This window comes from Lelliottia sp. F153 (assembly GCF_002870005.1).
GTDB lineage: Bacteria > Pseudomonadota > Gammaproteobacteria > Enterobacterales > Enterobacteriaceae > Enterobacter > Enterobacter nimipressuralis.
This window is the reverse complement of sequence record NZ_PKFT01000003.1, coordinates 283,888-305,826: the sequence shown is the minus strand read 5'-3', so window position 1 is coordinate 305,826 and position 21,939 is coordinate 283,888. Positions and strand designations below refer to the sequence as shown.

General features: G+C 57.1%; 22 protein-coding genes and 1 pseudogene. 10 read left to right on the top strand and 13 right to left on the bottom strand.

Annotated elements, in window-relative coordinates; translation table 11 throughout:
• Positions 1-140 precede the first annotated feature (140 nt).
• The 6 genes and pseudogenes from F153LOC_RS11165 to F153LOC_RS11135 form a co-directional block, all read right to left on the bottom strand.
• Positions 141-518, bottom strand: coding sequence for a VOC family protein (locus tag F153LOC_RS11165; protein ID WP_233210361.1), 378 nt, complete (start codon positions 516-518; stop codon positions 141-143).
• A 62-nt stretch (positions 519-580) separates the two neighbouring features.
• The gene (locus F153LOC_RS11160) at positions 581-832 is read right to left on the bottom strand and encodes a zinc ribbon domain-containing protein (RefSeq protein ID WP_102104502.1); all 252 of its coding nucleotides are present in this window, start codon (positions 830-832) and stop codon (positions 581-583) included.
• 126 nt (positions 833-958) lie between these two features.
• Positions 959-2,599, bottom strand: a complete 1,641-nt coding sequence (locus tag F153LOC_RS11155; RefSeq protein WP_102104503.1) for a class I SAM-dependent methyltransferase — start codon at positions 2,597-2,599, stop codon at positions 959-961.
• 7 nt (positions 2,600-2,606) lie between these two features.
• Complete coding sequence (locus tag F153LOC_RS11150) at positions 2,607-2,864, bottom strand: YjhX family toxin (protein ID WP_004131894.1); 258 nt, start codon at positions 2,862-2,864, stop codon at positions 2,607-2,609.
• A gap of 252 nt (positions 2,865-3,116) precedes the next feature.
• A pseudogene (locus F153LOC_RS21775) lies at positions 3,117-3,227 on the bottom strand (restriction endonuclease); the annotation flags it as partial.
• Between the two features lie 211 nt (positions 3,228-3,438).
• Positions 3,439-4,449 (bottom strand): LacI family DNA-binding transcriptional regulator, encoded by a 1,011-nt coding sequence (locus F153LOC_RS11135; RefSeq protein ID WP_102104504.1) that lies wholly within the window; start codon positions 4,447-4,449, stop codon positions 3,439-3,441.
• A gap of 197 nt (positions 4,450-4,646) precedes the next feature.
• Between F153LOC_RS11135 and F153LOC_RS11130 the strand changes: the two genes are divergently transcribed.
• Entirely contained in the window at positions 4,647-5,735 is a 1,089-nt protein-coding gene (locus tag F153LOC_RS11130; protein WP_102104505.1) for a cellulase family glycosylhydrolase, read from the top strand.
• A gap of 45 nt (positions 5,736-5,780) precedes the next feature.
• Positions 5,781-7,175: an MFS transporter gene (locus tag F153LOC_RS11125; protein ID WP_102104506.1), complete on the top strand. Its 1,395-nt coding sequence runs from the start codon at positions 5,781-5,783 to the stop codon at positions 7,173-7,175.
• Positions 7,176-7,213: 38 nt separating this feature from the next.
• On the opposite strand, the gene trpS is transcribed toward F153LOC_RS11125, so the two are convergent.
• Positions 7,214-8,218 carry a tryptophan--tRNA ligase gene (gene trpS, locus F153LOC_RS11120; RefSeq protein WP_102104507.1) on the bottom strand — a complete coding sequence of 335 codons (1,005 nt, stop codon included), beginning with the start codon at positions 8,216-8,218 and terminating at the stop codon, positions 7,214-7,216.
• A 204-nt stretch (positions 8,219-8,422) separates the two neighbouring features.
• Here trpS and F153LOC_RS11115 point away from each other — a divergent pair, with 204 nt between their 5' ends.
• Entirely contained in the window at positions 8,423-8,845 is a 423-nt protein-coding gene (locus F153LOC_RS11115) for a FosA family fosfomycin resistance glutathione transferase (protein ID WP_102104508.1), read from the top strand.
• On the opposite strand, the gene F153LOC_RS11110 is transcribed toward F153LOC_RS11115, so the two are convergent.
• Together F153LOC_RS11110 and F153LOC_RS11105 are read right to left on the bottom strand one after the other, a co-directional pair.
• Positions 8,830-9,648, bottom strand: coding sequence for a GNAT family N-acetyltransferase (locus tag F153LOC_RS11110; protein WP_102104509.1), 819 nt, complete (start codon positions 9,646-9,648; stop codon positions 8,830-8,832). The genes F153LOC_RS11115 and F153LOC_RS11110 overlap by 16 nt on opposite strands.
• A 101-nt stretch (positions 9,649-9,749) precedes the next feature.
• A complete protein-coding gene (locus tag F153LOC_RS11105; protein ID WP_102104510.1) occupies positions 9,750-10,136 on the bottom strand; it encodes a VOC family protein in 387 nt (128 codons plus the stop codon).
• A 268-nt stretch (positions 10,137-10,404) separates the two neighbouring features.
• Here F153LOC_RS11105 and F153LOC_RS11095 point away from each other — a divergent pair, with 268 nt between their 5' ends.
• The 5 genes from F153LOC_RS11095 (at position 10,405) to foxA (ending at position 16,784) form a co-directional block, all read left to right on the top strand.
• Positions 10,405-11,175, top strand: coding sequence for a DeoR/GlpR family DNA-binding transcription regulator (locus F153LOC_RS11095; RefSeq protein WP_102104511.1), 771 nt, complete (start codon positions 10,405-10,407; stop codon positions 11,173-11,175).
• A gap of 64 nt (positions 11,176-11,239) precedes the next feature.
• Positions 11,240-11,845, top strand: coding sequence for an ATP-dependent Clp protease proteolytic subunit (locus F153LOC_RS11090; RefSeq protein WP_102104512.1), 606 nt, complete (start codon positions 11,240-11,242; stop codon positions 11,843-11,845).
• 530 nt (positions 11,846-12,375) lie between these two features.
• The gene (locus F153LOC_RS11080) at positions 12,376-13,497 is read left to right on the top strand and encodes a cupin domain-containing protein (protein ID WP_102104513.1); all 1,122 of its coding nucleotides are present in this window, start codon (positions 12,376-12,378) and stop codon (positions 13,495-13,497) included.
• Between the two features lie 85 nt (positions 13,498-13,582).
• Entirely contained in the window at positions 13,583-14,554 is a 972-nt protein-coding gene (locus tag F153LOC_RS11075; protein ID WP_102104514.1) for an AraC family transcriptional regulator, read from the top strand.
• 121 nt (positions 14,555-14,675) lie between these two features.
• Complete coding sequence (foxA, locus tag F153LOC_RS11070) at positions 14,676-16,784, top strand: ferrioxamine B receptor FoxA (protein ID WP_102104515.1); 2,109 nt, start codon at positions 14,676-14,678, stop codon at positions 16,782-16,784.
• A gap of 40 nt (positions 16,785-16,824) precedes the next feature.
• On the opposite strand, the gene F153LOC_RS11065 is transcribed toward foxA, so the two are convergent.
• Entirely contained in the window at positions 16,825-18,240 is a 1,416-nt protein-coding gene (locus F153LOC_RS11065; protein ID WP_102104516.1) for a PLP-dependent aminotransferase family protein, read from the bottom strand.
• 176 nt (positions 18,241-18,416) lie between these two features.
• Here F153LOC_RS11065 and F153LOC_RS11060 point away from each other — a divergent pair, with 176 nt between their 5' ends.
• Entirely contained in the window at positions 18,417-18,587 is a 171-nt protein-coding gene (locus F153LOC_RS11060) for a DUF1127 domain-containing protein (protein WP_100777782.1), read from the top strand.
• Between the two features lie 45 nt (positions 18,588-18,632).
• Here F153LOC_RS11060 and F153LOC_RS11055 read toward each other — a convergent pair whose 3' ends face one another.
• Both F153LOC_RS11055 and F153LOC_RS11050 read right to left on the bottom strand, forming a co-directional pair.
• The gene (locus F153LOC_RS11055) at positions 18,633-18,887 is read right to left on the bottom strand and encodes a DUF4282 domain-containing protein (protein ID WP_102104517.1); all 255 of its coding nucleotides are present in this window, start codon (positions 18,885-18,887) and stop codon (positions 18,633-18,635) included.
• A gap of 105 nt (positions 18,888-18,992) precedes the next feature.
• Complete coding sequence (locus F153LOC_RS11050; RefSeq protein ID WP_102104518.1) at positions 18,993-20,384, bottom strand: PLP-dependent aminotransferase family protein; 1,392 nt, start codon at positions 20,382-20,384, stop codon at positions 18,993-18,995.
• A 101-nt stretch (positions 20,385-20,485) separates the two neighbouring features.
• Between F153LOC_RS11050 and F153LOC_RS11045 the strand changes: the two genes are divergently transcribed.
• Positions 20,486-20,965, top strand: a complete 480-nt coding sequence (locus F153LOC_RS11045; protein ID WP_100777779.1) for a carboxymuconolactone decarboxylase family protein — start codon at positions 20,486-20,488, stop codon at positions 20,963-20,965.
• Here F153LOC_RS11045 and F153LOC_RS11040 read toward each other — a convergent pair.
• Entirely contained in the window at positions 20,952-21,854 is a 903-nt protein-coding gene (locus F153LOC_RS11040; RefSeq protein WP_102104519.1) for a LysR family transcriptional regulator, read from the bottom strand. The two genes, F153LOC_RS11045 and F153LOC_RS11040, sit on opposite strands and share 14 nt — an antisense overlap.
• Between the last annotated feature and the right edge of the window lie 85 nt (positions 21,855-21,939).

Here is a 21,939-nt window from a genome sequence, read left to right as displayed (position 1 = left end):
TTCATGGCTTCAGGCAAAATGGCGACTGGGTTTTTGAATGTGAGAATGACTTTTAGAATGTGCGGCTGTGTGGTCTGGAACGGGTTTTATAGGATATACGAGCGGCAGGTAGGGGCGCTAAGGCCCCCGATTAATCGTACTCAGGATTGCGAAGTGTAATAAACGAAAGCCAGTTTGTTGCCATCGGGGTCTCTAACATAAGCGCTGTAAAAACCTTCGCCGTAATGCGGGCGCAGGTCAGGTGTTCCCTCGTCCATGCCACCGTGGTTTAAAGCGAGCGCGTGAAGCTGCTGGATATGTTCGGCAGACCGCGCAATCAGGGCGACCATCACACCATTTCCGGTCGTGGCATCCTGTTTATCAAAAGGTCTGCCGATACCCAGTGCCGTCGTGTTATTACCGTTGAATACGCCCCACCATGTGATCTCCTCATTCCGGCCGCCACGGGGATATCCCAGCATCTCCATCAGCGGTTCGTAGAATCTAATGGCGCGTGGCAGGCCGTTGGTTCCCAGCATAATTTAAGAAAACACTGGCTCTCCTTAATGGATTCCGGGGGAGTGTAGATAATCAGCTCAAATCACTCATCCGCTTTATGAGCCCATGCGGGCATTGCCGTCAGATAACGTTTTGCCCGCTTCTGGGCTTCTTCCGGGCCGACTTTTTGCCAGGAATCAAGGAAGCTGTCTAAGCCTGATACCGCTTCTTCCCAGGGTTTGAGATTGCCGTTGCTGTCACAGCAGTACGCGCAATATTGATCGCTGGCACTGTGTGCATCGGGTGCAGACATCGGCATTCCGCAAGCCTGACAGAACTTTTCATGTTGTGACATATGATGCTCCTTATGGTGACGTCCTGATTAATAAACATACAGAATATGTATTGTGCAGGTGATGCAACAGATCAAAGCAAAGGCGAAGCCCCGGTATCTCCAGTCAGAAATACCGGGAACCTGTTATTACCTGGCGATGAGCGCGAACACGCCCCAGCCAAAGTATTCCCGCGCGTACGTCACGTGGCGTTTCGGCGAGATGTTTAGCTCGGCCCTGACTTCTGCGGCGAAGTCGTCGTCAGGATTAGCCTCCAGCCAGCGGCGCATGGTCAGCCATTTCGCGGTTTCATATCGGTCCCAGCCTTCCTGGTCTGCCAGTACCATTTCCACCACGTCGTAGCCGAGTTCATCGAACGCGACGACAAGCTCAGGCAGCGTCAGGAAATCGGTCGTCGAGCTGACGCCACAGGCCTGGGCTATCTCGTCCGTTGCAGGCACCTGACGCCAGTAGGGTTCACCGATGAGCATGATCCCGCCCGGTTTCAGGCTCTGCGCCAGCAGTTCGACCGTCCCGGCAAAGCCTCCGGCAATCCAGGTCGCGCCGACACAGGCCGCCACGTCACATTTCTCATTGGCGACGTAACCCGCCGCATCGTTATGCATAAAATGGACGCGTTCGCTGACCCCTAGTGCTTCAGCACGCTGCTTTGCCTTTGAGGTAAAGAGCGGGCACATGTCGATGCCGGTACCGGTAATACCGTAGTCTCGGGCCCAGGTACAGAGCATTTCCCCCGAGCCGCTGCCGAGGTCAAGAATGCGGGTCTCCGGTTTCATGCGCAGCACACGGCCCAGCGTGGCGTACTTCTCTTCGGTGAACGGGTTGTGAATGCGGTGTTCGCTTTCACTGATGGTAAAAATACGTGGGATATCCAATGTGGAATTCCTTTTATTGCGTTGAGTATTAAGAGGAAGTTCCTCTGCGGTATTTGCTTTTTCAGCCAGCAGAGCAAACAGCTTTCCTTCAAATGTCTCGCTGACTGGCCAGTCGTGGCTTTCAGGAGGAGGAAGCAGGGTAAAACCGACATTACCGAGCAGGCTGACGTACTCATCATTGCGCCAGGCCGTCATCTGGCTGCCGAAACGGGTGATTTGACCGTTTGCTTCTATGGCCCAGAACTGCGTTGAGCTGGTCTGTGCTTCTTCATCCCAGCCATGTTCCGTCAGCAGCAGGTGAGGGACGCTCAGAAACAGCCCGTCCGGACAGCGTTGCCAGCTCGCTTCCGCCATTCCCTGACGCTTAACTTCGTCGAAAGCATGGACTTCAGTGAGCAGCCTGCCACCCGGCTCCAGCCACAGCGCGCAGCGGCTGACGAGTGAGCGCGCATCTGCCGCGCTGAAAACATTCAGTTCCCCGAACATCATCATGATGAAATCGAAAGATTTATCCGGCCAGTATGCGCGGATATCCTGCTGGACATAGTCGATGTTCAATCCGGCATTCTGCGCCTGCTGACGGGCCCAGCTCACGGATACCGGTGAGAAATCCACGCCGGTGCAGTGAAATCCGCGCTCCGCTAAGCGGTGGGTATAAAAGCCGGGGCCGCAGCCGAGATCGAGGATATGTGCGCCAGGGGATAACTGGCTGGCGATCCACTCGACCTGCTGCTCAATGACCTCCTGCCTGCGGCTGGCCCAGTCGTGATCCTGCGACAAATGGTTCGCCAGCATGCGCTGGCTGAAGGCCGGTTCGTCCCAGGGGATTTTACTTTCCTCCGCTGACAGCTGGATGTGTCGGGATGAGGAAATAAGGGTGCTGATATCCATCATGCTCTCCTTAGCGGTTATCAAGCTGCGCGCGAACGTTATTCAGCCCGGTGGTGTTGATGCGGTAGGGCTGACCGTTGACGGACTTGATCAGTTTTTTGGTTTTGAGTTTTTTGAAGGTGGCAAGGGTGCAGTCGGTCAGCAACAGCCCTTCGCGGGTGTAGCATTCAACGGCGGTGACGCGGCCAGACGCATCGCGGACGTGCGCGATTCGGCCACCTTTGGCGAGAACGTGTAAGGTACGTTGTTCCTGACGGGATAAATTCATACTGGAAAACCTGTTTAATCATCATGTGCAAAACGTGCAAACACACAGCGGTGTCCGCATTCGATTTCGGCGCATTGATAATCAGTCCGGCCTGAAAAGGTCGGGGAACTGATTATCGGATGATTACATTCTCCAGCATCAAAGCCTCGGGTAGAGTTGAAAGGTATTTACGGGGTGAATAATAACACCTGGTTATTGTAAGTGAATATCCTGAGTTGAAAAGTGTGATCCAGACAGGGGCAGTCCACGTTAGTTTGCCAGCACATACAAGAGCAATAACGGTTTATGTGGCGCACGTTCACCGCCTTTGCGCCAGATATTGATATTGGCAATTGCCTGTTCAAGGGTTTTACTGGATGTCATCGCGTTACGAAATAAGAAAAATAATTGCGATGATGCTCGCAAAACCCCTCTCAATCAACCTACGTGCTTCTCACTACCCACAAAAAAAGGCGCCACCGGCACCTTTTCCACTTAACTGATTTTACAGCCTTTTATAATTTCCGTCGATAAAGCCCAGAGGAATATAAAACGTAATAAGCATGATTAGTGTTGTATTGAATAAAGCTTTTATTCAAAGACGCTCACTCGATCTCCTCACCCGCAACCGCCCCGCCAGCGTCACATGCGTCGCCGCATCTTCCTGATTGCACAAATACTCCACCGCCAGTCGTCCCAGCTCGCTGTACGGCAGCTGAATACTGGTTAGCGCCGGGGTGAGCTGTTCGGAAATTTTCTGATCGTCATAGCCCGCCAGCAGCATGTCCTGCGGGATCTGCACGTGGTTGACGGCCAGCGCCTGATAGCAGCCGATCGCCAGCCAGTCGCTGGCGCAGAAGATCGCATCCGGGCGGGTGGGGAGTTGCAGCAGGGACTCGGTGGCCGTGTAGGACTCACTGAACTGCCAGTTGGTCGGACGAACCAGGCTCTCGTCGTACGCCAGCCCGGCCTGTTCGAGGGCGGCCTGGTAACCCGCTTGACGCTGGCGGGTGGCTTCCATCCAACTCTCGCCGGTGATGTGCGCTATGCGTGTTGCCCCCTGGGCAATCAGATGACGCGTCACCTGGAAGGCGTTGGCGTAGTCGTCGGGAATGAACGATGGCAGCAGCGGAGAGCCGGGATCGCGCTGATTCAGCAGCACCAGCGGGAGCTGGGTGCAGTCCTGGAAATCGGTCATGTCCACCAGCGTGGTGACGGGGGAGGCGAGGATAATCCCCACGCAGTTGCGCTTCTCCAGCTGGCGAATAATGTTCAGGGCCAGCTCCACGTCGTCGCCGTAATCGTACACGGTCAGCAGCGTCTCATTGCGCCAGGCCGCATCCCGCGCCTGGCTGATGGCGTCGATAAACGGATCGTAACTTTGCAGGGAGCTGACCAGCAGCGCCACCTCTTCCTGGTTGCGCGGCGTGTGAATGGCGGGCAGGCGATCGTAGCCCAGCTCTGCGGCCACGCCGATCACCCGCTGGCGCGTCTCGTCGCTGAGTTTGATGTTGCGGGACTGGTTAAGCACCAGCGATACCGTCGCCTGCGACACGCCCGCCGCCCGCGCAATATCGTTCATTGTGATTTTGTTTTTCCGCTTCATCCGTCCGCTCCCCCTTCAGAAACAGCATCATACCTCACGGCTTTAATATCGGTCAGGCGAAAGCGTGGTCGATCACGTTTCTTACGCGCTCAAGCCTGAACTTTGTGATTGCTGTCGCTTTTCTGAATGCGCCTGTTTGCTCATTTATAACGCAACTAATATTTATTAGCTAAATATTATCAGCAAGCGAGGCGACGATGAAACAGCAGTGGAGCAAGGAACAGGCGCAGGCGTGGTATCAGCAAAAAGGGTGGCTGTGCGGATTTAACTATCTGCCGTCGACGGCGGTGAACTGGACCGATATCTGGCAGCAGGAGACGTTCGATGCCGAAACCATCGACCGCGAGCTGGGCTGGGCGGCGGAGGCGGGCTACAACACCCTGCGCATAAATCTGCCGTTTATCGTCTGGGAGCACGATCGCGACGGGCTGCTGGCGCGCATTGAGCACTTCCTGACGCTGGCTGACCGCCACGGGTTCAGCACTATGCTGACGCTGATGGACGACTGCGGGTTCTCGGGTGACGAGCCGTATCTCGGCCCACAAAAGCCACCGGTGCCGGGCAAACACAACAGCCAGGCGGCGGCAAGCCCAGGGCGCGATAAAGTATGCGATCGCGACTGCTGGCCGCAAATTGAGCGCTATATCCGCGACGTTATCCGCCAGTTCCGCGATGATAAGCGCGTTCTGCTCTGGGATCTCTATAACGAACCGGGCAACCGCGGGATTTTTGCGACGGGCACCGTGGAAGTGCTCTATGACGAAAAACTGGAAACCTACGCGCATGAATTGATGAAACTGGCGTTCCAGTGGGCGCGGGAAGAAGATCCTGAGCAACCCCTGACAGTCTGCGCATGGCGCGTGCCAGCAGAAGAGGCAGGGGAGACGTTCTTCCAGCATCCGCTCGATCAAACCGCGCTGGATCTGTCGGATGTCGTGAGTTATCACGCTTACACCAATACCGGGCGTATGACGGCGATTATTCAGCAGTTACAGCAGCTTGGCCGCCCCCTGTTTTGCACCGAATGGCTGGCGCGTCACGTCGGCAGCACCATCGAAGAGCAGCTTCCGCTGATGTACACCGCGAAGGTCGCGCCCTATCAGTGGGGCCTGGTGCGCGGCAAAACCCAGACCTGGCTGCCGTGGCCGGTGATCATGACTGGCGCCACCGACTACTGCCGCCTGTGGTTCCACGACGTCTTTGAAGAGAACGGCATCCCGTTCTCGCGTAGCGAAATCGCCCTGATGCGCAAGCTCCGCCAAATCGCCCCGCAGCCGCAGGCATAACAATAACGATCCGGCGGTACGCCGCCGGACAACAAGGTACGCACTATGGCAACGACAATGAAAATACCGTCTCGCGAGTTGTGGTCCTATTTTGGCTATGGTTTAGGTCAGTGTTTTAGTTTTGGTTTAGTGGGTTCATTTATTAACTATTTTTACACCGACGTGCTGGGGATCTCGGCGCTGGCGGCAAGCTCGATCTTCCTCATTGCCCGCGTCTGGGATGCGGTTCACGATCCGCTGTTCGCCAGTTTTATGGACACCATTAACAGTCGTTTCGGTAAGTTCAGGCATTTTTTACTTATCGCACCGCTGCTGATTACCGGCGTCACGCTGCTCTCGTTCTATAAAATCGAAGCGGACATGACCACCAAAATCCTCTACGCCGGGGTGACGTACATTCTGTGGGGCACGCTGTACGCCATCTCCGATATCCCGTTCTGGTCCATGTCATCGGTGATGACTAATGACTCCGGCCAGCGCACCCGCGCGGTGACGGCGGCCATGCTCGGGGTTAACGCCGGTATTGCCTGCGCGAATATCTTCTTCCCGAAACTGGCGGCGTTTTTCGCCCAGTATAGCAACGACAAAGGCTATTTTATGGCGGCGCTGGTGATGATGCTGTTCGGCCTGCCGCTGATGCTGAACGGGTTTATGCAGATTAAAGAGCGCGTGCCACCGAGCACCGAGAAGGTGACGATGCGAGACACCTTCCACAATCTACGCCAGAACAAGCCGCTGTTTATCATCCTGCTGTCGTTCTTTTTCTGCGTATTCCACAACGTCGCCAACGGGATTTACATCTACTTCTTTATCTACAATCTGGGCGACGGCAGCCTGCAGATGGCGATTGGCGTGATGGGGATCGTGGCGGCGGTGGTGTGTTTGATTGCGCCGATGCTGACGCGCAAAATGCAGAAACGAAAACTGTTTATGATCCTCTGCGGGCTGGATATCGCCGTGCGCGCGGTAATGTGGTTCGCGGGCTATCAGCACACGGCGCTGCTGTTCTTGCTGCTCGGCCTGAGCACGCTGTTCGTGATGATGAGCAATATCCTCACCTCGTCGATGATCGCCGACACCATCGAATACGCCGAGTACCACACCCATAAACGCTGCGCGGCGATCACCTTCTCCGGGCAGACCTTTACCGGCAAAATGTCGGTAGCCGTGGGTGGGGGCTTAATCGGCGTGTTCCTGACGATGATCGGCTACGTGCCGCAGGCGCAAACCCAGAGCGACGGCGTGCTCACCGGGTTATTCTTTGGCATCTGCCTGCTTCCGGCCATTGGCTCGCTGATCCGTCTGGGCTGCATGTCGCGCTTCACCTTTACCGAAGAGAAACACGCTGAGATTTGCCGTCTGCTGGCGGAGCGGCGTCATGCGACGACGCAGGAGAATCAGGGCGACGAGCGTCTGGATCGTCCGGTATCAGTCAACTAACCGATATTGACGCCTGCTTGCCAGGCGTCAATGCGCTCTCAGAACACCGGTACGCCCAGCCCCCGTTTTACCTCTTTTAAGGTCGCCTGTGTGACTTCATGGGCGCGTTCGCTGCCTTTTTTCAGTATCTCCATCAGCTGGCTTTTGTCCTGGATGTAGGTCGCCCGCCGCTCGCGCATCGGCGCGATCAGCTCCTGCAGGCACGCTTCCAGCTCGTTTTTGCAAGTTCTATCGCCCAGCCCGCCTTGCTGATAGTGGGCTTTCATCGCTGCGACTTTGGCTTTATCCGCGTGAAACGCATCCAGCCAGGTGAACACCACGTTGCCCTCGATCTGGCCCGGATCGCTCACTTTCAAATGGTTAGGGTCCGTATACATGGCGCTGACGGCGCGGTGAATCGTCTCTTCGCTGGCCGAAAGGTGCAGCGTGTTGCCGAGGGATTTTGACATTTTGGCGTTACCGTCGACGCCCGGCAGGCGGCTGGTGTCGCTCAGCATCGCTTTGCAGTGGCGCAGCACCGGGACGGGCAGCAGGCTATTCATCTTGTGTACGATTTCGTTTGTTTGTTCGATCATCGGCAACTGGTCATCGCCGACGGGCACCACTTCGGCTCTAAACGCGGTAATGTCCGCCGCCTGGCTGATGGGGTACACCAGGAAACCGGCGGGCAGCGAGCGGGCAAACCCTTTCTGCGCGATCTCATTTTTCACCGTCGGATTACGCTCCACGCGCGCCACGGTGACGATGTTCATATACAGCATCGTCAGCTCGGCAAGCGCCGGCAGGGCGGATTGCAGGCAGAGGGTGGTGAGGTCGGGGTCGATACCTGCGGCCAGATAATCGGCCAGCACTTCGGGGATGTTGTCGCGTATTTTTTGCGGGTTACTGCCGTTATCCGTCAGGCCCTGTAGGTCTGCGACCAGCACAAACTGTTGATAGTCGTGCTGCAACGCAACACGCTGGCGCAGCGATCCAACATAGTGGCCGAGATGCAAAGGACCAGTCGGACGGTCGCCGGTGAGAATAGTGGTTTTAGGGTTCATGAAAGACTCCTTAAGGTTTTAAAAGCCGAAAGACGTCTCTGAAATGCAATAGCCGCCTTTCGGCGGCTATCTGAAAAGAGGGAAAACACTTCCGGGCCGCCTTTAAGAAGGCAGCCACCACAGGGTGTGATGTAAAGCGGGGAGGTGTTTTCTGTTCATCGAATTACCGTATCATGTTCTGAGCGAAACACAACAGGGGATCGTATGCTGCAATCACTCAACCACCTCACGCTGGCCGTCAGCAACCTGCAAACCAGCGTGGCGTTCTGGCGCGATCTGCTGGGTTTGTCACTGCATGCGCAGTGGGACACCGGCGCGTATCTTACCTGCGGCGATCTCTGGCTGTGCCTGTCGTTTGACGAGACACGCGACTATGTTCCGCCCAACGAAAGCGACTATACCCACTATGCGTTCAGCGTCGCGCCCGCAGATTTTGACTCGTTTTCACATAGGCTTGAGCAGGCGGGCGTCACCGTCTGGAAAAGCAATAAAAGCGAAGGGGCGTCGTTCTATTTTCTCGATCCAGACGGGCATAAGCTGGAACTGCATGTGGGCGATCTCGCCGCGCGACTGGCGGCGTGTCGGGAAAAGCCCTATGCCGGGATGCAGTTTTATTCACCGGCGTGATCGCAAACCATCTCACGCTGCGAAATGTCCATCTGCGCGTAGCCTGCCGCCAAAAATAGCCGCGCAAAACGCTCCGGCACCGCGACCGGGGTGCTGATTGCTGGATACTGCTCGATCAGTGTTTGCAACAGGCGCAGCGCCTCTCCCTTGTGCCGCGATGCCGGTTCCACAAACAGATAGCGCAGCTGCGGCGCAGGGCCGTGAGTCGTGATGGCTGCCCATGCGCCTCCGGTGGTTAACACCTTGCAGGGTAACGAGCGCAGCGCCAGCGGATCGAGCTGCCAGGGCGTGGTCTCCCGTGGCGCAGAAAAGAGCGCACGGTAGAGCGCATCCAGCGTGGTAGTGTGCAGTTCTGCGCCCGGCGTACGCTCCGTCACGATGGCTTTAAAGCCGTACAGCGCCTGTAAATAGCGGAAACCCAGCGATCGGTACAGCGCAATCCCGGCGTGATTCTCGGCGATCACTTCCAGATAAAAACGCGCTACGTCTTTGGTTTTCAATGTAGCGAACAGCGGTGCGAGCATCGTGCGGGCCAGCCCTTTCCCGCGAAGTGGCGGAACGATAGCAAACGCCGCGAGACGGGCGAGGGCGTCGCGTCGGGCGATAATGGCGATTGCCACCGGCTCACCGTTCTGCAGCCAGATGCAGGAGTCTTCCATGCTCATTCCCTCTGCGGCAAAACGCAGGGCAAAAGCCTCGGGCGTGAGCGAAAACGGGACGAAATAGTGCTGAAAACAGCGCTCCAGAATGCGAGTAAGTTCCGTCACGCTGAAGTGAAGGGCGCTGACTGCGGTCAGTTCCATGAGGGTCATCCTCAGTAAGGGAGAGGAAATCAGTGTAGCGCGTGAATCCTCTCCTGTATTTCTGAACGTCCCGGGTTTTACTTCACCGGCAAACTCAGGAATTACTCCCCCACCAGCTCAATCCTGTTCCCGTCGGGATCGGCGATCACCGCTTCATAAAATCCATCGCCTGTCATGCGCGGTGCGCTGAGCAGGGTACTGTTCTGCCGCGCCTGTTCCGCCATACGATCCACATTCGCTTTGCTGCCGACGTCGAGGGCGATATGCGCCCAGCCGACAAATTCCAGGTGGTCGGGCGCATCGGCCAGCTCCGGGACCGTCATCAGCTCAATCGTCGGGCCGTCGGTGAGCGTAATAAAGTGCGACGCAAAGCCGGGGCGATTTTTGCTGATGTAAATCTCGTTGCTGCGACCCCCGAAAACCGTTTCCCAGAACTGAACCTGCGCGGACAGGTTGCGGGTCCAGAGGGCGACATGTGCAATTTTCATATTAAGCCTCGTTGTTTGCTGCGCGTTGTTGGGTGATGTTCCTGGAACCGGGCGGGCAACTCTTCCCGCTGCACTTTTTGCTGCGATCGCTCAGTGTGGCTGACGGGCTGGAACCAGAATCCGTCGTAAGGCTGAGTAGCCACAAGCGGGTGAGACGGCTTGCTGCGTTTTATCATCACGCTCCCTTCCAGGCTGCATTGTTGACAGGGTGAGCGCCATGCAACATTATGCGCATTGATGCTCGATTTGGATTTTAACAGGACTCTTTATGCTCGATTATGCTGCTTTTCCGGAACAACGACAAGACCTGATCCGCAAGATCCTTCAGGAGAAGGGCCGGGTGGTCTGCACGGAGTTAGCCACCCAGATGAAGGTGTCTGAGCACACGATTCGCCGTGATTTACATGAGCTTAGCAAAGAGGGATTATGCAAAAAGGTCTACGGTGGCGCGGTGCTTCAGCTGCCGGATGCGGGAAACTTCCTTAGCCGCGAGCAAAAAAATCCTGCAAAAAAAGACATGATCGCGCAGAAAGCGGCAACCTTGATCAAACCCGGCAGCTGCATTTTTATGGATACCGGCACCACCAATCTGGCCCTGGCGAAAGCATTGCCTGCCGATCTCAAGGTGACTATCGTGACCAATTCGCCGGCAATTGCGGCGGAGCTGCTCCGCCACCCGCTGTGTGAGGTGATCATGACCGGTGGGCAGATTCAGCGCGCCTCCGGCGGCGCGGTTGGGGCGACGGCGGCCAGCCAGATCCAGGGGATTATCTTCGATCAGGCTTTTATCGGCGGCTGCGCAATGGACCCAGAAATGGGGCTGACCGGCTTTGATTTTGCCGACTGCGAGTTCAAGAAAACGGTGATTGCCCAAAGCAATCAGACCATCGTGGCGCTGACCACCGACAAGATCCCCGGCGTCGCGCGCTTCGTGGTCGCTAAAACCGGTGATATCGATGTGCTGGTGGTTGAAGCGAGTATGAACCAGGACGTTCTTAACGCGTTCGCGACCCAGGATGTTCGCATTGCGCGCGCCTGACGACTTTGCCAGGCAAAACAGGCTACACTCTCACTTTGAGCGCTAAAAGCCGAGGATAATAACAATGCACTTCACACAGAAAGATCGCGACAACACAGAAAAATCAGAAGGGAAAAACGGCGCGGGCGCGCTTCAGCAAAAACTGCTCGAGTCTCGCTCGATCATTATCTCCGGTGAAATTGACCAGGCGCTGGCCGAAAAAGTGATCACCCAACTGATCCTGCTGCAAAGCGTGAGCAACGATCCGATCAAGCTGTACATCAACAGCCAGGGCGGCCACGTGGAAGCGGGTGATACCATTCACGACTTTATCAAGTTTATCCGCCCGGACGTGCACGTGATCGGGACCGGCTGGGTGGCGAGCGCCGGGATCACCATCTTCCTGGCGGCGAAAAAAGAGCACCGCTATGCGCTGCCGAATACCCGTTTCATGATCCATCAGCCGCTGGGCGGCGTGCGTGGTCAGGCAACGGATATTGAAATCGAAGCGCGTGAAATCATTCGCATGCTGGACCGCGTGAACAAGCTGATCGCCGATGCGACCGGCCAGCCGCTGGAAAAAGTGAAGAAAGACACCGACCGTAACTTCTGGATGTCTCCTGCCGAGGCGCTGGATTACGGCGTCGTGGGCAAAATCATCACCCAGTATGATGAACTGAAACTGGATTAAGTGTTCCTGTTAGCGCCCGGTTCCGGGCGCTAACGTTCATGTAAAATAATCGCTGTCCAGTTGGGTCTTATGACCTCCGGAAATTCCGGATACGGCTCCAGCCGTGTACAAGCCCCGGCCCAGATAAAGGTATCCTCGCCCACCCGATACCAGTGTGCATTGCCTTCCACCGCATCTCCCACCACCGCCCCCTGAACCGTCACGCGACTCCCGGCAGGTAGCGCATTCGCAACGGGCGAAAAAACCGACGGATTTTCCCTGCGTATGAAAACGCCCATCGTGGTGCTAACCGTTCCTGAAACAGGAAGTTCAGTGTAATGGCTCATATCAGGCCTCGTAACAGCGCGCTCATAGTCATTAACGATATAAGTCGCCAGGGATCGGGCGATAACCTTAAAGGCTGAAACTGTCACGGTGTGTCATGCGAACGGCTGAAGGAAGGGATTTGGCGGCCAATTGACCCACGACAAAGCAGCCTCACGGCTCGTCTCTCATAATCGGACCTGTTTCCCTTCTCACTGGTGCTTTCCATGGCGAATCAACTGAATCTCAACTGGCCAGAATTTCTCGAAAAATACTGGCAAAAACAACCCGTTGTGCTGAAAAATGCCTTCCCGAATTTTGTCGATCCGATCACGCCTGATGAACTCGCGGGCCTGGCGATGGAGCCAGAAGTCGACAGCCGTCTGGTCAGCCATTTCAACGGTGAGTGGCAGGCGAGCAACGGTCCTTTCGAGCATTTTGACGGACTGGGTGAAAACGGCTGGTCGCTGCTGGCGCAGGCGGTGAACCACTGGCACATGCCGTCCGCAGAGCTGGTACGCCCGTTCCGCGTGCTGCCAGACTGGCGTCTGGACGATCTGATGATCTCCTACTCCGTGCCTGGCGGCGGCGTTGGCCCGCATATCGATCAGTACGATGTGTTTATCATTCAGGGGATGGGCAGCCGCCGCTGGCGCGTGGGCGACAAGCTGCCGATGCGTCAGTTCTGCCCGCATCCGGCGCTGCTGCACGTTGATCCCTTTACGCCGATTATCGACGAAGATCTGGAGCCGGGCGATATCCTCTACATTCCGCCTGGATTCCCGCACGACGGCTTTACCCACGAAACCGCGCTGAATTATTCCGTGGGCTTCCGTGGGCCTAACGGTCGTGATCTGATCAGCAGCTTTGCCGACTACGCGCTGGAAAACGATCTGGGCGGCGAGCACTACAGCGATCCGGATCTGACCTGTCGCGAACACCCTGGCCGCGTAGAGCAGTACGAACTTGATCGTCTGCGCAACATGATGATCGAGATGATCAGCCAGCCGGAAGATTTCAAAAAATGGTTCGGCAGCTTTGTCAGCACTCCGCGTCACGAGCTGGATATCGCCGCGGCGGAACCGGCTTATGAACCCGAAGAGGTGCTGGATGCCCTGCAGGGCGGCGAAACGCTCTCACGCCTGAGCGGTCTGCGCGTGCTGAACGTGGGCGGCAGTTTCTTTATCAACAGCGAACTGCTCGAAACGGTGGATGCGAAAGCGGCCGATGTGCTGTGCCGTTACACCGAGTTTGGCCAGGACGAACTCGGCGACGCGCTGCAAAACCCGGCGTTTATCGCGGAACTAACGGATCTGATTAACCAGGGTTACTGGTACTTCGAAGAGTAATCCGAACGATGAACCTGCGGCGGCGTAGCCTTTGCGCCGCTGCAGTGTTAATGTTCGTGTGTCATCCGCCCACGCAAACGCCATCATGAATCTTGCCGCACAGCCTGATAGCTCAACCAAACGCCTGTTCTGCGTTGAGGATTTTATTGGCTTCGGCGAGCGCTACGGTATTGATTATCGCTTTCCGCATCTGGCAGATAACGCCTGGGACAGCCCCGTTCTGCACGGCGATGTCGAAGAGATGACCCTCTCCTCCGGTATTTCCCTGACGCACTCCGACGTGCGCGTGCTCCAGCCCTACGAAACCACCTCCCGCCACAGCAGCCCGCTTTATATGCTGGTGGTGCTGGAAGGTTGCGTCACGCTGACGCTGAACGGCCAGGAATATCAGGTGTTGCCGGGGATGGCCTTTAGCTCGCAGCTGAGCGAACAGCAGGCGATGAGCGCCCGTCACGACGCAGACTGCACTCTGAAAACCCTCTCTTTTGGCGTCTATCCGAATAATGCCGATCGCCAGAGCTTACTGGAAACGCTGCTCCAGGAATGGCAGCGTCTGGATGCGCCAACGTTTGTCTGGCCGGTGCCTGGATTTGTATTGATCGGCATTCAGCATGCGCAGCAGAAGGGGCTGAGCGCCGTGGTGCGCACGCTGTTGCTCGAAGGGCTGATGTACCAGTTGCTCGGCCACGGTCTGAACCAGTGCCAGCCGCAAACAGGACGCGGTGCTTTGCCGCCGAGCGGAGAACATGCCCGCCTGGAACGTATCCGGCGCATGCTGGAACAGTCGCCGGAACAGGAGTACACCCTCGCACAGCTGGCGACGCAGGCGGCGATGAGCTCTGGCAGCCTGCGGACGAAGTTCCGCCACGCCTATGGCAAAACGGTGTTTGATTACCTGCGCGACTGCCGTCTGGAGCTGGCACGCCGCTATCTGCTGGAAGGGCACAGCGTGCAGCAGGCTGCGTGGATGTCCGGCTATCAGCACGCGACCAATTTCGCCACTGCGTTTCGCCGTCGATACGGTATCTCCCCCGGCGATCTGCGCCGACACGGCTAACTCACTTTTCGCCATCGCGCGAATCTCCCGCATACGATTTGTCATTTCGCATACGTCACCTGGCGTCGCGCATAGCTGTTTGCGATCTCAAAAAGGTAATAATTCTTATTAACAATTAGAAATACCTTTGGAGACTTTCATGTTCGCTAAATCACGGCTGGCACTGCTGGTGGGATGGGTGACCGGCAGCGTTGCGTTCCCTTTGCTGGCGCAGGATACGCCGAAAACCGAAACCGTCGTTGTCACCTCGCAAATGCAGAGTGGCGCCACCAAACTCGAAACGCCGGATATCGAAACCCCGCAGTCGGTGTCGATCGTGACGCGCGAGCAGTTCGAAGAGCAGGGCGCGACCAGCGTGCGCCAGGCGGTGAGCTATACGCCTGGCGTCTACAGCAACCAGATTGGTGCGTCGAACCGCTTTGATTACATCGTGCTGCGCGGATTCTCCGACGGCAGCCTGGATAACGTCTATCTCGACGGTCTGAAAATGATGGGGGACACCAACTCCCACAGCTCGCTGGTCGTCGATCCCTGGTTCCTGGAAAATATCGAAGTGGTGCGTGGCCCGGCATCCGTGCTGTACGGGCGCTCCTCGCCGGGCGGTATTGTGGCGCTGACCTCGCGCAAACCCTCATTTGATGCGGGCGGTGAGATCAAACTCTTCGCCGGGAATAACGATCAGCGCGGGGCGATGTTCGACGTCACCGGGCCGCTGGACGATAACGACCGCGTGGCCGCACGTCTGAGCGGGATGACCCGCTACGCCGATTCGCAGTTTGGCCCGCTGAAGGAAGAGCGCTACGCGCTGATGCCGAGCCTCACCTGGCGTATCACCGACAACACGCGTCTCGATCTGATGGCCTATCTGCATCGCGATCCGGAAGGCGGGAGCCACTCTGGCCTGCCGTACGAAGGCACCGTGGTTCCCCACGACGGCAAGAAGATTTCTAATACGTTCTTTGAAGGCGAAGACGATTACGACAAATATGATCGCCGCGAGAACATGGTCGGCTACAACATCGAACATATGTTTGATAGCGGCTGGTCGGTGCGTCAGAAGCTGCGCTACCTGCATACCAAAGTCGAGCTGAATCAGGTCTATGCCGCAGGATGGCTGAACGAAACGGATCTGAATCGCGGCTACTCTGGTTCCGACGAGAAGATGAACGCTATCACGCTGGATAACCAGGTGGACGGCAGCTTCGATACCTGGGCGGTGAACCACCGCGTGCTGATCGGTCTGGATTATCAGGATCGCAGCAACAATACCACCGGCTACTACGGCGGTTTCCCGCCGATCAATGCCTTCCACCCGGTGTACGGCGCGAAGCCGGATTACATCACCATGTACAGCAAAGAGAAGCACAAGCTGCGCCAGACGGGCTACTACCTGCAGGATCAGATGTCCATCGACCGCTGGCGTCTGACGCTGGGCGGGCGTTACGACCAGGTGAGCGTCTCCAATATCGACAAGCTCAACAGCAGCCGCAGCGATCTGGATAAGAACAACTTCAGCAGCCGTGCGGCGCTGCTGTACCTGTTCGATAACGGCATTGCGCCGTACATCAGCTACTCCACGGCCTTTACGCCGACCAGCTTTGCCGATGAGAACGGCCAGATCCTAGACCCGATGAAGGGCAAGCAGTGGGAAGCAGGCGTGAAGGTGGAGCCGGAGGGGATGAACAGCCAGTTCAGCGCGTCGGTGTTCCGCATTAACCAGAAAAACATCGCCACCAAAGAGGAGCCGACAGATCCGTACCGCTCCATCGGGGAGATCGAATCGGAAGGCGTGGAGCTGGAAGCTATAGGCCAGCTCACCGACAGCCTGCGCGTGCAGGCGGCCTATACCTACACGGACATTCGTTATAAGAAGAGCAGCCCGGAAGAGGAGGGCAAACGCGCCGTCTACGCCCCGCGCAATATGGCCAGCACCTGGCTGAGCTACGACGTCAAAACCGGTCCGTTTGACGGCCTGACGCTCGGTTCCGGCGTGCGTTACGTGAACGGTGTGACGAGCGATCGCCAGAACACGCACACGCTGCCGTCCTATACGCTGGTGGACGTGGCGGTGGGCTACGATCTGTCGAAACTGGGTGTGAAAGGGTTGAGCGCGCAGCTTAACGTGAACAACCTGACGGACGAAAACTACGTGGCGGCCTGTAACTCGCTCTCTTACTGCTACTTCGGCGCAGAGCGCAGTATCGTCGGAAGTGTGTCCTGGAAGTTCTGATGTGAGGCTCATGGAGAGTGTTGCCACCCCCCCGGCAACACTACTCCTCCATGGCGATATAGATCGCCTCGCCCATTTTCTTCAGCGCCTCACGATTTCTCTCGTTGGGCGGCAACGCGACGTTAATCCGCAGACAGTTGCGATATTTCCCGGATGCGGAAAACAGCGATCCCGCCGCAGCCTGAATCTTCAGCGCGCACAGCTGCTTACTGACGCACACCATATCCACCTGCTCCGGTAATTCCACCCACAGCAAAAAACTTCCCTGCGGGCGCGTCACGCAAATCTCAGCCGGGAAGTATTGCCGCACCCAGCAGGTGTAACGCTCCATATTCTGCTGATAAATCTGACGCATACGCCGCACATGCCGGTGGTAATGCCCGTCGCGGATAAACGCCGCCACCGCCATCTGCGTGGCGGGAACGTTAAACCCGCCCGCCGCGTATTTCATGTGCATCACCCGGTCGTAATAGCGACCTGGCACAATCCAGCCGACGCGCAGCCCAGGGGCGACGGTTTTGGTAAATGAACTGCACAGCAGCACGCGCCCGTCGATATCGAAAGAGTGAATGGTGCGCGGGCGTGGGTATTCCGCCGCCAGCTCACCGTAAATATCATCTTCGACGATCGCAATATCGTGTCGCTGGGCCAGCGCCAGAACCTGCCGTTTGCGCGATTCCGGCATGATAAAGCCGAGCGGGTTATTACAGTTCGGCACCAGGATCACCGCTTTGATCGGCCACTGCTCCAGCGCCAGTTCCAGCGCTTCAATACTGATCCCGGTTTCAGGATCCGTTGGGATCTCAATGGCTTTGATATCAAACCCGCGCAGCATCTGCATGGTGCCGTGAAACGACGGCGACTCAACCGCCACAATATCCCCCGGCTTACACACGGAGAGCAGCGCCAGAGAGAGCGCGCCGTGGCAGCCGTTGGTGATGACGATCTCGTCTGCCGCGACGGTCGATCCGCCGTCGAGCATCAGGCGCGCGATCTGCTCACGCAGCTCTTTACGCCCCTCCAGCACGTCATAGCTCAGCATTTCCGCCGGATTATGCTGCGCGATGCGGCTCATCTCGCGCCACAGGGGTTTCAGGCTCGGCTGGGTCAGATCCGGCGAGCCGCCGCCAAAGGAGACCATCTCGCGATCGCCGCGCGCATCGAGCAGCATCATCACTTCATCCCACTGGGTGACGTCCACCGGGCGCTGCACCGGGCGGGTCATCGCCGGAACGGGCGGCAGGGCTTTTTTCTGCGAGACAAAATAGCCTGAGCGCGGCTGGGGGGTAATCAGCTGAAGATTTTCGAGGATCTGATAGGCCTGCTGAATGGTGCTGATGCTGACGCCATGCTCCTGGCTAAGGGCACGCACCGACGGCAACCGCTCGCCGCTGCGATACAGCCCCTGTTCAATGCGTTGCGCCAGAAGATTGGCCAGATGTTGGTAGCGCGTCATGCTGTATCCTCGAATGTGACCATACAGATGGTTAAACCAGTACAGATAAGGGCGAAAATCGCCATGCAGATTCATTTTTAGCGGATCTGTATGTTAAAGAAAAGTTGTTTTTGAATCTGTATTGTAAAGCCGGTTTCCGACGATGATAGAGCCTCAAACAGCGTGAGGAGAACATCATGGAATTCAACGAAAACCGCCCAAACAGACCTTTTATCGGCTTCGTTTTTATCTGGCAGGCGTTTATCAAATGGCGTCGCCGCCAGCAGACGCGACGTGTGTTGCAGGGCATGAGCGACGAACAGCTGAAGGATGTCGGATTAACGCGAAATGATGCATGCAATATCTGAATGGCAGGGCATTTATCTGCGGGGGAGCAGATAAATGCCTGAAGATTACTCTGCGGTGGTTTTGCTGGTGTTCTCCGCGATGCGGCGCAGGTATTCGTTATTTTTAAACGCCACCATAATCAGCTCGAACATCACGCGACAGCCGATCAGGCTGAAAATCATGCCGATAAAACCGGTAAACAGATGCTCGGTGAACATGGAATACACACCGCCGATCAGAATCAGCACCATGGCGATCCAGTAGAAAAAGACCAGCACGCGCGGCGTTAACAGATAATCAAATCCTAAAATTGACTTCATTTTCTTGTCCTTAGAAAAATGTCGGAACCCGACGAAATAAGCCCGCAGAGTATAAAGAGATGTTCTGCCACGCACACCTACGAAATTTATCGGGTCCGATACTGGCTACTCCAGCAGGCGCAGGGTCTCGGCCTGCGGGCGTCGCAGCAGTTCCAGCGCCTCGTCATAGCTGCGCACGTTGTTATAGCCCATCACCAGCCCGTAGCGTTTACCGGAACCGCGATACCACTCTGAAAGCGCATTGACCTGCAGCTGCTGCGCCTGCCAGCAGCGGGCGATCTCGCGGTCGCAACTGCCTGCGCTCAGGAATGCCACGATATGCATTCCGCCATCGTTTTGCTCAGTGAAAAACCGCTCGCCATACACCTCCTGCAGCGCGGCGATCATCCAGTCGCGACGCTGCTGGTAGAGTGTGCGCATCTTTTTCAGATGGCGGAAAAAGTGGCCATCGTTAAGAAAGGTGGTGAGAATTTTTTGCGTCAGTACCGGCTGGCCGCTGGCAACAATATCCGCGCAGTCGGTAAAGGCCTCCACGGTGCTGGTGGGCATTACCAGATAACCCATGCGCAGGGAGGGCATCACGGTTTTGCTGAACGTGCCCATAAAGATCACCCGGTCGTGACGATCGAGGCTTTTCAACGACGGCAGCACTTTGCGGGTGTAGTGAAACTCGCCGTCGTAGTCGTCCTCGATGATCCACGCCTCGTTATGCGTTGCCCAGTCGAGCAACTGCTGTTTGCGTGGCAGGGAAAGCGTTACCGCCAGCGGGCTTTGATGTGAAGGGGTGACGATGGCAAAACGGGCGTCGCGGTGGTGGCGCAGAAGATACTCCGTGTCCATCCCGGCGCGATCCACGGGCACCGTGTGCAGGCGCGGGACGATCCGCTTTAAAAGCTGCTGCCCCATAAAATAGCCCGGATCTTCGAACACCACTTTATCGCTGCGGCTTGCCAGCGTATCGAGGATCAGCCGCAGGCTGCCGCTGTACCCGCTGGTGATCAGCACCTGTTCTGCCGTGCAGGACAATCCGCGCGAAATGTTCAGGTAGCTGGCAATCGCCTGGCGCAGGGGATACCAGCCCATGACCGGCGGATTCAGCATCTCTTCCTGACGCATCGATCGCGTCGCCTGGCCTGCCAGCAGCAGCCACTTTTTGTAGGGAAAACTGTCCAGCGCCGGAATACCTGGACGCAGGAAGCCGGCGCGCTCGCGCTGGCTGATGAGCGATTCCGGCAGCGTGCCGGTGGCCTGCTCAGCGGGAGCCGGTTGTTTCGCCGGGAGGGTTAAATGGGGATTCACCCGCGTCCCGCGCGCCCCCTCGCTCACCAGATAGCCCTCTCCGATCAAGATAGCGTAAGCCGTTTCGACGGTTTTGCGCGCCACTTTCAGCTCCTCGGCCAGCACGCGGATGGCAGGCACTTTGTCGCCGGGCTTCAGCACGCCGCGCGTGATGTTGTCGCGATAGCGGGTGTAGATATCGTGATAGCCCGATTTCATGTCCTACCTCATTTCCTGGATTTTGTATCTTTTTACTATGTCATGATCGGCGTAGATTTGCCCCATCGCATTTGATATGCCGCACAAAAAGAGGAAAGACAATGAGCACTCGCGTTAACCACCATAAAGCCACACCTGCACTTGCCAAAGCCCTGTCCGACCTGAGCATGGCGATCGGCAAAACCTCCATCGATCCGGCCCTGAAGCACTTGATCGATATCCGCGTCTCTCAGCTGAACGGCTGCACGTTCTGTCTGGATATGCACTCGAAAGAGGCGAAAATTGCCGGTGAGCGCGAGCTGCGCCTGTATCATCTGACCGCCTGGCGCGAATCGCCGCTGTTCAGTGCCCGTGAAAAAGCGGCGCTGGCTTTTGCCGAAGCGCTGACCCAAATCAGCGTCCACGGCATCAGCGACGAACTGTACTGCAGCGTGGCAGAGCACTTCTCCGACACCGAGATTTCAGAGCTTAACTTCGCCATCGTGGCGATCAATGCCTGGAACCGTCTGGGCATTACCTCGCGCATGGAGCCGGGTGCAATGGATGCGGCTTACGGCCTGAACAAAGCTAACCTGGAATAATCCCGCGTTCGCGAATCAGCGCCACCAGCGCCCGCAACCCCGGCGGGACGTGCCGGTGGCCGGGATAGTAGAGGCGCAGTCCGGCAAAGGGCTGCGTCCAGTCATTTAACACGCTCACCAGTTCCCCCGATGCCAGCTCTTGCTGGATATAAAGTTCCGGTAAAAAACCGACTCCCAGCCCCGCTTTCACCGCCCGTATCGAGGCAAACAGATCCGACGTCGCAAAACGCGGCGGGACGGCCAGGGCATAGCGTTCGCCGCGCCGTTCAAGCTCCCAGCGATAAATCCCGCCGTGCGACATGCGCATTCCAATCCCCTGATGGTGGCGCAAATCATCCGGCGTTTGCGGAATGCCGTGGCGGGAAAAATAGTCCGGTGTGGCAGTGACAAGCTGGCGGATATCGCCGGTGAGTGGGATGGCGATCATGTCCTGTGGGACAGACTCTTCCAGGCGGATCCCGGCGTCAAACCCCTCGGCGACAATGTCGATCAGACGCGCTTCACTGACGGTCTCCACGCGCATTTTGGGGTAGCGGATCATGTAGTCGATCAGCAGATCGTCCAGAAAAAGGGTGCCGATATTGTTCGGCACGTTCAGGCGCAGCGTTCCGGCAGGTTCGTCCGTCTCGCTGTGGATCTCTTCGCTGGCCTGGCGGATCGCCTGCAATGCCGGGCCGATACGCGCCACATAGCGCTGCCCGGCGTCCGTCAGCGCAACGCTGCGGGTGGTGCGGTTAAACAGCCGCGTCTGCAGGCGGCTTTCCAGCCCGGCGATGGCATTGCTCACTGCTGTTGCCGACATGTTGAGTTCCTGCGCTGCGCTGCGAAAACTCCCGCGCCGCACTACGGCCATCACCACTTCCAGCTCTGTCAGTCCTGAACGGTGCATAGATTGTCCTGAAAATCGCAATAACCTTTGCAGGATAGCGTGGATTATCGAAACGTAAAAGGCGTGCCAGACTGGGCTCTTCCAG

Bases quoted from the DNA above. Each gene is read 5' to 3' on its own strand.
- F153LOC_RS11165 (WP_233210361.1), bottom strand. From the start codon at position 518: ATGCTGGGAACCAACGGCCTGCCACGCGCCATTAGATTCTACGAACCG.
- F153LOC_RS11160 (WP_102104502.1), bottom strand. From the start codon at position 832: ATGTCACAACATGAAAAGTTCTGTCAGGCTTGCGGAATGCCGATGTCT.
- F153LOC_RS11155 (WP_102104503.1), bottom strand. From the start codon at position 2,599: ATGATGGATATCAGCACCCTTATTTCCTCATCCCGACACATCCAGCTG.
- F153LOC_RS11150 (WP_004131894.1), bottom strand. From the start codon at position 2,864: ATGAATTTATCCCGTCAGGAACAACGTACCTTACACGTTCTCGCCAAA.
- F153LOC_RS11135 (WP_102104504.1), bottom strand. From the start codon at position 4,449: ATGAAGCGGAAAAACAAAATCACAATGAACGATATTGCGCGGGCGGCG.
- F153LOC_RS11130 (WP_102104505.1), top strand. From the start codon at position 4,647: ATGAAACAGCAGTGGAGCAAGGAACAGGCGCAGGCGTGGTATCAGCAA.
- F153LOC_RS11125 (WP_102104506.1), top strand. From the start codon at position 5,781: ATGGCAACGACAATGAAAATACCGTCTCGCGAGTTGTGGTCCTATTTT.
- trpS (WP_102104507.1), bottom strand. From the start codon at position 8,218: ATGAACCCTAAAACCACTATTCTCACCGGCGACCGTCCGACTGGTCCT.
- F153LOC_RS11115 (WP_102104508.1), top strand. From the start codon at position 8,423: ATGCTGCAATCACTCAACCACCTCACGCTGGCCGTCAGCAACCTGCAA.
- F153LOC_RS11110 (WP_102104509.1), bottom strand. From the start codon at position 9,648: ATGGAACTGACCGCAGTCAGCGCCCTTCACTTCAGCGTGACGGAACTT.
- F153LOC_RS11105 (WP_102104510.1), bottom strand. From the start codon at position 10,136: ATGAAAATTGCACATGTCGCCCTCTGGACCCGCAACCTGTCCGCGCAG.
- F153LOC_RS11095 (WP_102104511.1), top strand. From the start codon at position 10,405: ATGCTCGATTATGCTGCTTTTCCGGAACAACGACAAGACCTGATCCGC.
- F153LOC_RS11090 (WP_102104512.1), top strand. From the start codon at position 11,240: ATGCACTTCACACAGAAAGATCGCGACAACACAGAAAAATCAGAAGGG.
- F153LOC_RS11080 (WP_102104513.1), top strand. From the start codon at position 12,376: ATGGCGAATCAACTGAATCTCAACTGGCCAGAATTTCTCGAAAAATAC.
- F153LOC_RS11075 (WP_102104514.1), top strand. From the start codon at position 13,583: ATGAATCTTGCCGCACAGCCTGATAGCTCAACCAAACGCCTGTTCTGC.
- F153LOC_RS11065 (WP_102104516.1), bottom strand. From the start codon at position 18,240: ATGACGCGCTACCAACATCTGGCCAATCTTCTGGCGCAACGCATTGAA.
- F153LOC_RS11060 (WP_100777782.1), top strand. From the start codon at position 18,417: ATGGAATTCAACGAAAACCGCCCAAACAGACCTTTTATCGGCTTCGTT.
- F153LOC_RS11055 (WP_102104517.1), bottom strand. From the start codon at position 18,887: ATGAAGTCAATTTTAGGATTTGATTATCTGTTAACGCCGCGCGTGCTG.
- F153LOC_RS11050 (WP_102104518.1), bottom strand. From the start codon at position 20,384: ATGAAATCGGGCTATCACGATATCTACACCCGCTATCGCGACAACATC.
- F153LOC_RS11045 (WP_100777779.1), top strand. From the start codon at position 20,486: ATGAGCACTCGCGTTAACCACCATAAAGCCACACCTGCACTTGCCAAA.
- F153LOC_RS11040 (WP_102104519.1), bottom strand. From the start codon at position 21,854: ATGCACCGTTCAGGACTGACAGAGCTGGAAGTGGTGATGGCCGTAGTG.